The 11,122-nt window shown below is 31.0% G+C and carries 10 protein-coding genes, 3 tRNA genes, 1 other RNA gene and 1 pseudogene; 14 read left to right on the top strand and 1 reads right to left on the bottom strand.

The genetic code is table 11. The annotated features are described in order from the left end of the window. The 12 genes and pseudogenes from BMY82_RS09495 to BMY82_RS08575 all read left to right on the top strand — a co-directional run. Positions 1-365 (top strand): annotated as a pseudogene (locus tag BMY82_RS09495) (sulfur carrier protein ThiS adenylyltransferase ThiF); the annotation flags it as partial. 104 nt (positions 366-469) lie between these two features. Next, positions 470-1,240, top strand: a complete 771-nt coding sequence (locus BMY82_RS08625; protein ID WP_091976149.1) for a thiazole synthase — start codon at positions 470-472, stop codon at positions 1,238-1,240. Between the two features lie 12 nt (positions 1,241-1,252). After that, positions 1,253-2,422 carry a 2-iminoacetate synthase ThiH gene (gene thiH, locus BMY82_RS08620; RefSeq protein WP_091976148.1) on the top strand — a complete coding sequence of 390 codons (1,170 nt, stop codon included), beginning with the start codon at positions 1,253-1,255 and terminating at the stop codon, positions 2,420-2,422. 64 nt (positions 2,423-2,486) lie between these two features. After that, positions 2,487-3,182, top strand: coding sequence for a thiamine phosphate synthase (locus BMY82_RS08615; RefSeq protein ID WP_091976147.1), 696 nt, complete (start codon positions 2,487-2,489; stop codon positions 3,180-3,182). 275 nt (positions 3,183-3,457) lie between these two features. Then, positions 3,458-3,937, top strand: coding sequence for a nucleoside deaminase (locus BMY82_RS08610; protein WP_091976146.1), 480 nt, complete (start codon positions 3,458-3,460; stop codon positions 3,935-3,937). A 193-nt stretch (positions 3,938-4,130) separates the two neighbouring features. Continuing rightward, positions 4,131-4,220 (top strand) — tRNA-Ser (locus tag BMY82_RS08605). A 257-nt stretch (positions 4,221-4,477) separates the two neighbouring features. Then, positions 4,478-4,742: signal recognition particle sRNA large type (ffs, locus tag BMY82_RS08600), an RNA gene on the top strand. Between the two features lie 58 nt (positions 4,743-4,800). After that, on the top strand, positions 4,801-6,480 hold the full coding sequence (dnaX, locus tag BMY82_RS08595) for a DNA polymerase III subunit gamma/tau (RefSeq protein WP_091976145.1): 1,680 nt from the start codon (positions 4,801-4,803) through the stop codon (positions 6,478-6,480). A 183-nt stretch (positions 6,481-6,663) separates the two neighbouring features. Further along, the gene (locus tag BMY82_RS08590; RefSeq protein ID WP_091976144.1) at positions 6,664-7,008 is read left to right on the top strand and encodes a YbaB/EbfC family nucleoid-associated protein; all 345 of its coding nucleotides are present in this window, start codon (positions 6,664-6,666) and stop codon (positions 7,006-7,008) included. Between the two features lie 24 nt (positions 7,009-7,032). Further along, positions 7,033-7,632 carry a recombination mediator RecR gene (recR, locus tag BMY82_RS08585; RefSeq protein ID WP_091976143.1) on the top strand — a complete coding sequence of 200 codons (600 nt, stop codon included), beginning with the start codon at positions 7,033-7,035 and terminating at the stop codon, positions 7,630-7,632. Between the two features lie 16 nt (positions 7,633-7,648). Then, a complete protein-coding gene (locus BMY82_RS08580) occupies positions 7,649-7,843 on the top strand; it encodes a hypothetical protein (RefSeq protein ID WP_091976142.1) in 195 nt (64 codons plus the stop codon). Positions 7,844-8,109: 266 nt separating this feature from the next. Continuing rightward, entirely contained in the window at positions 8,110-9,165 is a 1,056-nt protein-coding gene (locus BMY82_RS08575; protein WP_091976141.1) for a cell wall-binding repeat-containing protein, read from the top strand. Positions 9,166-9,237: 72 nt separating this feature from the next. Here BMY82_RS08575 and BMY82_RS08570 read toward each other — a convergent pair whose 3' ends face one another. Further along, positions 9,238-10,539: an MGDG synthase family glycosyltransferase gene (locus BMY82_RS08570; RefSeq protein WP_091976140.1), complete on the bottom strand. Its 1,302-nt coding sequence runs from the start codon at positions 10,537-10,539 to the stop codon at positions 9,238-9,240. A 405-nt stretch (positions 10,540-10,944) separates the two neighbouring features. Between BMY82_RS08570 and BMY82_RS08565 the strand changes: the two genes are divergently transcribed. Further along, positions 10,945-11,016, top strand: a tRNA-Glu gene (locus BMY82_RS08565). Positions 11,017-11,027: 11 nt separating this feature from the next. Further along, positions 11,028-11,101 (top strand) — tRNA-Gly (locus BMY82_RS08560). Positions 11,102-11,122: the final 21 nt, after the last annotated feature.

Here is an 11,122-nt window from a genome sequence, read left to right as displayed (position 1 = left end):
AAATAAATCCCTTCGTAAAAGTAGAAACTGAGAATATAAAAGTAACAGAGAGAAACGTTGGAAAAATAATAGAAAATGAAAATATAATAGTTGAGGCATTTGATGATGCAAAAAGTAAGGCTATGCTTGTAAATGAAGTTCTAGAAAAACATAGCGGGAAAACGATTGTGTCTGCATCTGGTATGGCAGGACTAGAGGATTCTAACAATATAAAAACAAAAAGAATAATGAAAAATCTATATATATCTGGTGATGGATATACAGATTTTGAAGAATATAGTGGAATAATGGCTCCAAGAGTAATGATTTGTGCAGGTCATCAGGCAAATACTGTTTTAAGGATAATATTGGAAAAAGAAGATTAGATTTTTATTAAAAAATTTGCTTTTTAACTTATGTAGATAGCAATTTGTTGGCAAAGTTTTAATAGGAAAAAATATAAAAATATAAATACATGGAGGTAATTACTATGAACAATGATAAGTTAATAATAGCTGGAAGAGAGTTTGATTCACGTTTTATATTGGGATCAGGCAAATATTCCCTTGAATTAATAGAAAGTGCAATAAAGGATGCTGGAGCAGAAATGATAACACTGGCTCTTAGAAGAGCTGTTTCAGGAAAGGTAGAAAATATATTAGACTATATTCCTGAAGGAGTAACACTAATTCCTAATACCTCTGGCGCAAGAAATGCTGAAGAAGCTGTAAGAATTGCAAGATTATCTAGAGAATGTGGATGTGGAGATTTTATAAAGATCGAAGTTATAAGAGATTCAAAGTATCTTTTACCAGATAACCAAGAGACTATAAAAGCAACTGAAATACTTGCAAAGGAAGGGTTCATAGTAATGCCGTATATGTATCCAGATTTAAATGTAGCAAGGGATTTAAAAGAGGCTGGTGCAGCATGTATTATGCCTTTAGCTTCTCCAATAGGATCTAATAAAGGACTTGCAGCTAAGGAGTTTATACAAATATTAATAGATGAAATAGATCTTCCAATAATAGTAGATGCAGGAATCGGAAGACCTTCACAAGCCTGTGAAGCTATGGAGATGGGAGCAGCAGCTGTAATGGCAAATACAGCAATTGCAACAGCTGGAGATATACCTCTTATGGCAGAAGCCTTTAAAAGTGCGGTAGAAGCTGGTAGAAAGGCATATCTAGCAAAATTAGGAAGAGTAATTTCTAAAGGTGCAGTTGCGTCTTCACCATTAACAGGATTTTTACAGGACTAAGGAGGTATAAAAATGATAAAAATAGACCATATGGAATATATGAAAGATATGGAGATAATAGATGAAACAATAAGACATAAAGTAATAGATGAAATGGATAATTACGATTACTCTTTATTTACAGCTAGAGATGTTAGGGAAGCCTTGTCCAAAGAGAATCTTTCTATAAAGGATTTTCAGGCACTTCTATCTCCAGTGGCAGAAGGCTTCTTAGAAGAAATGGCACAGAGAGCTCAAAGTGAAACAAGAAAGCATTTTGGAAATACAGTTTATATGTTTACACCTTTATATATATCAAACTACTGTGAAAACTATTGTATATATTGTGGTTTTAATTCTCATAACAAGATAAAGAGATCAAAACTAAACCTTGAGCAAATAGAAAAAGAGATGCAGGCAATAGCTCAAACAGGACTTCAAGAGATTCTAATATTAACTGGTGAAAGTAGAAAGCATTCAGATATAAAATATATAGGTGAGGCTTGTAGACTTGCTACAAAGTATTTCAAAGTAGTTGGAATAGAAATATATCCTGCAAACTCAGACGAATATGAATATTTAAATTCCTGTGGTGTAGATTATGTTACAGTATTTCAGGAAACATATAATTCAGATAAATATGAAACACTTCATTTAGCAGGTCACAAAAGAATATTCCCATATAGATTAAATACTCAAGAAAGAGCTCTTATGGGTGGTATGAGAGGTGTAGGATTTGCTGCACTTTTGGGACTTGATGATTTTAGAAAAGATGCTTTTGCAACTGGATATCATGCATATCTTATACAACAGAAATATCCTCATGCAGAGATAGCAATATCTTGTCCAAGATTGAGACCTATAATAAATAATGATAAAATAAATCCAAAAGATGTCCATGAAACACAACTTTTACAAATAATATGTGCATATAGAATATTTCTTCCATTTGCAAGTATTACAGTATCTACAAGAGAAAGAGCTGGATTTAGAGACAACATTATAAAGATAGCTGCAACAAAAATCTCAGCAGGAGTAAGTACAGGAATAGGTAGCCATTCAGATGATGTTAAAGAAGAAAAAGGTGATGAACAGTTTGAAATATCTGATCCTAGAAGTGTTGATGAGGTATTTGAAGCCATTAAAAATACTGGACTTCAGCCAGTAATGAGCGATTATATTAACCTTGCAATCAAGGAGTAAAAAATATTGTTAAAAACTGTGATTACTACAGTATTATAACTTTACGAAACAGGGGATGAGAAAAATGATAAGATTAAAGATAATTACAAATAGAAAACTATGTATAAATAGCCTAGATGATACTCTTGAAAAAGTTCTTAAAGCCTATACTTATAATTTGAATTATACTAATAGGCAGGAGTGTAATAGTTTGTCAAATACCCTAAAGCAAAATTCAGAGATAGAATCTTACCTCAAAGATTTTCAAATAGAATCAATAGTTCTTCGCGAAAAAGATATCTCTGAAAAGGACTATGAAAAACTCTATGTTTCAATAAAAAATATTTCTTCAAAATATAATATAGCTATTTTTTCTCATTCAAACTGGAAAAGTAAAGTGATAGAGGAGGGTGGATTAATCCACCTTCCACTTTATATTCTTGAAGAAATGAATAGCGATAAAAATAGTAGAGAGAGATTTTTTGAAAAATATAGGGAAATTGGCGTTTCTATACATAGTGTAAAGGAAGGAATATATGCAGAAAAAATAGGGGCAACATATTTAACCTTTGGTCATGTATTTGAAACTGAATGTAAAAAGGGATTAAAGGCTAGAGGACTAATGGCTCTAAGGGATGTTTGTAAGTCTGTAAGCATACCTGTTTACGCAATAGGTGGAATAAATAATAAAAATGCCCAGATGGCAATGGATTGTGGTGCATATGGTGTATGTATAATGTCAGGCATAATGAGATTACAGACAGAAACTATTATTAAGTAGAAACTAAAATAGGATTAATATATATTATTAAAGTAAAAATAAAAGAAGTATAAGCTTATTTTTTAAGAAAAACATCAATAGATACAAAATAAAAAACGATGTATTGCAAAAAACTCTATTATTTGATAATCTATAGTGTATAGATAAATAATATAATATATATAGAAACTAATTTAAACACTTGGTTTTAAGCTATAATATATAGAAATATTATATTTTCATGGTAAATATGTTTGTAGAGAGCTTTATATAATAATAGATGAAAGAGTGATATTGTGAATAGAGAAGATTTTTTTATGAAGGAAGCCATTGCAGAAGCAAAAAAGGCATATGCATTGAAAGAAACCCCCATCGGGGCTGTAATAGTTTATAAGGATAAGATAGTCGGAAGAGGTTTTAATAGAATAGAAATAACAAATGATTCAACTAATCATGCTGAAGTAGTTGCGATAAAAGATGCTGCAAAAAATCTCGACAGATGGAGACTTTTTGACTGTGAGATGTATGTAACTATGGAGCCATGTTTTATGTGTACTGGAGCAATAGTAAATTCTAGAATTAAGAAGGTTTATATTGGAGCTAGACACACAAAGAATGAAATAGTAGATAAGCATAATGATTTTCAGCATGAATTTCTAATAGACAATAAGGTTGAGACTATATATGAAATAAGAGAAGAAGAATGTTCAAAAATATTAAGTGATTTCTTTAGAGAAAGAAGAGAAGAAAAAAAATTAAAATCACAGAGTATATAAGTAGCCATATATTAAATATTGGATAATAAGGAATAGAAAACAATATTTATTATCTTATGAATTATCATTAAAATTGTATATCAGATATTAAAATTAAAAAAAACACCTATATAGTTTACGAAAATACCAATTTTATGTTATCATACATAAGTGTGGTAAAAATAGAGCTTATAAACACCATATTATTATAAATGGAGAGGTGTCCGAGTGGCTTAAGGGGCTCGCCTGGAAAGCGAGTGTGCGGGAAACTGTACCGAGGGTTCAAATCCCTCTCTCTCCGCCAAAATGATAGAATAAATATTTATATATTAAGCGGCTTTATAGCCGTTTTTTCTTTAATTGCTACTTAAGAGTTATAATAGAAGTATATATAATATTTAGTGAAGATACAAATAATAAAATCAGAATTTTGTTGAATAAAGTCCAAGTATATGGTATTATTATGTGTATGATTAATTAAAAGAACATTTACATAGTTTCAATTTTATTAACTTAGATTGAAATTATATATGTTTTACTACAAATTAGGTTATAATTTTGCTGTACTAGATGGAGAGTTAGCGGTGCTCTGTAACCCACAATCCGCTTTAGTGGGGTTGAATCCCATCTGGAGGCAAATTGTTTTTGATGCAGTCCTATGCAAGTAGTGTTGATATATGGGTCCTAAGCAATGGAAACTCATGAAGTCCGTCAGGTTCGGAAGAAAGCAGCGGTAAGTGATCATTTTCATGTGCCTTAGGGAAGCCTGTAAGGAGCCAACTACATAGGCAACGGTTGGGGACATTTGTCGATAGATGGTGTACAGCTTAAACATATAAATTCACAATCCCGGTTAACGGGATTATTTTTTTTGGAGGGATATAATGCACAAAGCTTTGTATAGGGAGTACAGACCTCTCGTATTTGATGATGTAATAGGTCAGGAACATATAATAAGAACCCTGAAAAATCAGATAAAAAATAATAATTTAAGTCACGCATACCTTTTCTGTGGAACGAGAGGAACAGGTAAGACAACTACGGCTAAGATATTATCAAGAGCTGTAAACTGTACATCAAAAGACAAAGAAGTACCATGCAATGAATGTGAAATGTGCACTGGAATACTTGATGGTTCCAATCTTGACGTAATAGAGATAGATGCCGCTTCAAATAATAGTGTTGACGATATCAGAGAATTAAGAGATACGGTAAAGTATACTCCAAATAGCTCTAAATATAAGGTATATATAATAGATGAAGTTCATATGCTGTCACAAGGTGCTTTTAATGCTTTGTTAAAGACGTTGGAAGAACCACCATCATATGTAATTTTTATACTTGCAACAACAGAGCCAAATAAGATACCAGCCACAATTCTTTCGAGATGTCAGAGATTTGATTTTAAAAGAGTATCAATAGAAACTCTTATGGATAGAATGAGATCTATCTGCGAAAAAGAAAAGCTGGAAATAGATGAAGATGCTCTTAGAATAATAGCTAGAAATGGTCAGGGATCTGTTAGAGATGCCTTGAGTATTTTGGACAAGTGTATAGCCTTTAGTTCTGAAAAGCTTACAGCGGAAAATGTATTAGATCTTTTAGGATCAGCAGACCCGTCACAGTTATTTGACTTTGCAAAGGCAATTTTGGATTCAGATATACAAAAATCCATGAAATTAATAGATGACTATTATATGTGGGGTAAAGATTTAAAGATTTTAGTTCAAGATACAACATTATTCTTTAGAAGTTTGATGATGGTGAAAATATTTAATAAAGCTGACGAGTTTATGGATTTGACAGAAGAGTATATAGAAAAGATGATTAATCTTTCTAAAGAAGTTGAAATGAGTGAAATAATTAGAATACTAGGAATTCTTTCCGAACTTTCAAATAACCTTAAGTACTCTACAAACCAAAGAATAACTTTGGAAGTGTATATAATGAAACTTTCTTCACCTTCTACTGACTCAAGTGAAGAGGCAATAGTAAAGAGATTAGAAAATATAGAAAAGATAATAGAAGATGGAAAGATAAATATAAGATCTAATGTGATTGTGCCAAACAATATGGTAGATTCAAGAGAGTTTGCTTCAGCATCTCTTTCACAGGACAAGCAAGTAAACGCAGTTAAAGCAGAAAGTAAAGAAAAAGTTATGTCTAAAGAAGTCGATGTAATGGATGATGAAGACCTTCAAGATATAAAAAAGGACTGGGGAAAGCTTATGGACAAGATGAAGGCAGATAAAAAAACACCTTTAAGGGCTTTTTTATCTGAAAATAGAGGCTTGAGATATAAAAATGAGATACTATATGTAATAATACACGAAGGTCTAGCCTTTTCATTAGATAGATTGAACGAAGAAGAAAACTACAATTATATAAAAGATGCTATGCAGAAAGTATTTGGACTAAAAATAGAGCCTAGATTTATACTTGAAAAAGATATAGATACAATGGATTTTAATGACAATAGTAAAATAAAAGACAATGAAGAAGATGAATCTGTAAAGTTATTAAAGGATAGATTGGGAGATAATTTAATAATAGAAGATGAATAATTCATATTATTAAAAGGTATTTAAAAGTAAGAAAATTTTCATATAGATTTTCGAAAAGAGAGGCTTTTTTAAAGTATAAAGTTTTAATAAAAGTTGCGGATGCTATGTATTTAGGGTAAAATATATAGGAATATAATTTTAAGAATAAACTATGAAATAATAATATAAATAGGAGGAATTAACATGGCAAAAAAAGGCGGATTCGGCGGAGGTATGCCGGGTGGAATGAATATGAATAATCTTTTAAAGCAGGCACAGAAAATGCAGGCAGATATGCAAAAGCAGCAGGAAGAATTAGAGTCTAAGGAAGTTGAAGCTTCTGTTGGCGGTGGGGCTGTAGTAGTTAAGATGAATGGTAAAAAGGAATTAGTAGACATAGCTATAAAGCCAGAAGTTCTAGATCCAGATGATGTTGAAATGCTTCAGGATTTAGTTTTAAGTGCTGTAAATCAGGCTATAAATGAAGTAGATGAATTACAAAAATCTCAGATGAGTAAACTTACAGGAGGAATGAATTTACCGTTTTAATAGCGGAAAATTCATTTGATTTAAATGGAAAATTATAGTGAACCTATAGATAGATTGATAAATGAGTTTTCAAAACTACCTGGAATAGGAAGAAAAACAGCTCAGAGATTGGCTTTTCATGTAATTAATATGAATCCAGATGATGTAAGCAGTCTATCTAAGGCATTAATGGATGTAAAAAGAGAAATAAAGTACTGCAAGGTATGTTGTAATATTTCTGATTCAGACATCTGTTCAATATGTGCAAATGGTCATAGAGATTCATCTACTATATGTGTAGTTGAGGATCCAAGAGATGTAGCGGCCATGGAAAGAACAAAAGATTACAATGGAAAGTATCATGTTTTAAATGGCGTAATATCACCAATGGATGGAATAGGTCCAGATATGCTGAATATAAAAGAGTTAATATCAAGACTTGGTGATGGAAGTATAAAAGAAATTATAATGGCTACAAATCCGACTATTGAAGGTGAGGCAACAGCTATGTATATATCTCGTCTTGTGAAACCTATGGGTATTAAGGTAACTAGAATAGCCCATGGACTTCCAGTAGGAGGAGATTTAGAATATGCCGATGATGTAACAATTTCCAAGGCATTGGAAGGAAGAAGAGAAATATAAATCAGAGGTGAAAAAAATGGATGGTTACGATGAAAACAAGGCAATGGATCTTCTAACAAAAAAGAGACATAATAAAAAGAAAATAAATGCAAAGAAAAAAACATCTAGATACAAAAGGGTCAATGACAATAGCGTATATAGAAACAATGCAAGACATTTTCAATATGATTACGAAGAAGATTATTATGAACCACCAATTCCAACTGAATAGTATAAAATTGTAATAAAGCGCTGATAAGCTAGTTTAAGCTAATCGGCGTTTTTTTATTGAAAAAAATAAATAAAAGGGTAGAAAATATATAAAAAAATATTAATTTTCTAAATATATTGACAAAATCTACTATCTTTAATATATTTTAATTATAGAATCAAATAAAAATCATATTAATAAATATGAGAAAGTATCATTAAAGAATCATTCTACAAGGTAAAATTATTTATTTCAAGACTCGTATTTTAAGTTTATTAGGGGGGCGTATGAAAAAAATATTTAAAAAATCAATTTTAGTAGCATTTGCATTAATTATTTCATTGGCTGGTATGTCATATGCTGAATACGACGATTCAGACTATAGAGTTGCCAGAATAGCTGGGCGAGATAGGTATGATACAGCAATAAAAGTAGATAAAGATTGTTCTCAAAAGATGAGAAGTAATGTTGCTGTAATATCTAATGGAGAACAATTTAAAAAGTCACTTTATGCTAGTTATCTAGCATCTTCTATAGATGCCCATTTCTATCCTACAGTAAAGGGCTATATTTCTAAAGCAATATTAAATGAAATTTTGAGCAATAATGTTAAAAAAGTTTATATAGTAGGAGATTATAATGATCTAAGTAAAAGTATAGATAATACACTTTTATCAAAAAACATATATGTAAAAAGGTTTACTGAAAATAGAGGTTTAGACGAAGCTATAAATCTTGAAATATATAGTTTAATTGGTAAAAACTTTTACGGAGATGTAGTGATGGATATTGTAATAAATGATGATAAGTATCCTGATCTAATAGCATCACTTCCCTTTGCTTCGAGATTATCTAGAAAAGGATTACATCTGTATGACTATAAACAACTAGTCTATGGAGAAGATAATAGATTAGAAGATGCTCACTTTATAATAGGTGGATTTAATTCAGTGCCAAGAACAGTGAGAACATTTTCAGGTGATAGTGAATTAGGTTTAAATTACAGAACTAATGAAGAAGGAGATATTATTTGGAAATATAGTGGAAGGCTTGCAGGAGAAGATAGATATGAAACTGCTATAGAAATTGCAAGAGCAAATTATCCTATATTTGAGCAAGATATAGATACGGTAGTAATAGTAGATGGAGACGGCTATGCAGACGCACTTTCATCTAGTAAGGAAGCCATGTTACATTCAGGGGTAATCCTTCTTACAGAAAGTAATAAGCTAAATGAAAAAACAAAAAAATTTATCAAGGATAATAATATAAAAAATATAATAATAGTTGGTGGAGAAAGGTCAGTTTCTAAGGATGTAGAAGAGGAGTTAAAATCTCTTTAAGATTAAAATATAAAAATGGCGCAACAGCAATTGCTGTTGCGCTCAACTATTATTTATAAAATTTAAAAATTCCTAGAAAATAAAGGACATTATTGAGTTCTTTATTAATCTTCCACTATGATCAATTTTTTCAAGAAAAGTCTTTTTATTATCCAAAGCAGAGTAGTCAACCTTGTATTTATCAAAAATTTCAAGCGAAAGCTTTGCGATGTTTTCTGATGAATTAGCTTTTCTTATAAGTTTAATATTTTCCTTCATTCTTTCCAGTCTTTCAGGATTGTCTATTAAAACCTTAATAACAGATTTTATAGAGAATTTTTTAGTAGTTCTAATTGCAACTCCACAGTTAGTAAGAAAATCAAGATTTTCTCCTTCTTGTCCAGGTATAAAATAAGGTATAACCATAGGAACATCTTTAAGAAGGGCTTCAGTGGTAGTTAAACCACCTGGCTTTGTAACCAAGATATCAATAGCTGGAAGAATATCGTTCATAATATTTGTAAATCCTATAATTTTAATATTTATATTGCTGTTATATTCCTTAACTCTTTCTTCAAGACTTGACTTTAATGCAGAGTTTCTTCCTGTAATAACTAGGATTTGAAAATCTCTTTCTATTTCTGCAAGTTCATCAAGAGTTCCTTTAATATTACCAGCTCCAAAACTTCCTCCCATTAGAAGAACTGTTCTTTTTTCTGGGTCAAGCCCTAATTCTTTTAGAACTTCTTCTTTAGGTCTATTTTTCATAAAAGATTTTTCAACAGGGATTCCAAAAGGTTTAATTTTTTCTTCTGGTATTCCGTCTTCTATTAAAAGCTCTTTTACATACTCATCTCCACATATGTAAAAATCTATTTCATCTTGAAGATATGTTGAGTGGGCAGTGTAGTCTGTAAGAACAGATACAAGTGGTGGAAATGTATATATTTCCTCCTCTGACTTTGCTACAAATTCATCAAATTCTTCTTCAAGTTCTTCGCCCTTAGCACCTTTTTTTAACTTACTTAGTGCTACAAGAGGGAAGGCATGTGTTCCTATAATAAGATCAGGACGTTCTTCTGCAATCATCTTTTTAAATTTTCTCGCCATAGCTATAGAAAGAGGATTGTTTTTAAATTCATTTAAAGAGAAAAATTTCATATCTGATAGTCTATACATCTTTCCATAAGCTGTAGGAGTATATTTTGCAGACATTTCGTATCCCTCTGAAATAACCTTATCTACAGTCTGGTTTACAAGTTTAAAACTATCAATTACCTTGCATTTTATTTCCTCGTCATGATAAGTTCTTTTTTCAATTTCTTCAACAATTGCTTTGGCTGCTCTATTGTGACCTCCACCTGTTGAAGCGGTCATTATTAATACTTTTTTCATATGAATTGGCTTAAAGCCGCCTCCTTTCTTTTAAATAATATATATAATAAAAAGATAAAAATTCATTTAACTGACAATAAATCAGTGTATTTTCAATAATTCATATTAGATTATAGAGCAAAAAAGGGACAAATAAAAGCATATTAGGTGAAAACTAATAGAATCTTAAGATATTCTTAATAACTGTTACTGTACATTTAAGAATTAATAAGTTATAATAAGAACATAGTTTTGATTTTTTCTCTATAAAAACATTGAAAAAGCTTGTTTTTTTGTAAAAAATAAAAAAAACTTAAAAAAAATCATAAATTCTATTGACATTTATCTGGTACTTTGGTATTATAATACTTGTCCAAAGGACAGCGGTTAAAAAAACTGCAAAGTTACTTGAAAAAGAGTCATGACGGCTCATTGGTCAAGTGGTTAAGACTCCGCCCTCTCACGGCGGCAACAGGGGTTCGAATCCCCTATGAGTCATAATTTAATATGCGGGTGTAGCTCAATGGTAGAGTTCTGGCCTTCCAAGCCAGCTGTGAGGGTTCGATCCCCTTCACCCGCTCCAATATATGTGGGAGTATAGCTC

It is taken from the genome of Peptostreptococcus russellii, assembly GCF_900110295.1.
GTDB lineage: Bacteria > Bacillota > Clostridia > Peptostreptococcales > Peptostreptococcaceae > Peptostreptococcus > Peptostreptococcus russellii_A.
Note: the sequence above shows the minus strand (reverse complement) of the source record. Positions and strands in the feature narration are given on the sequence as shown.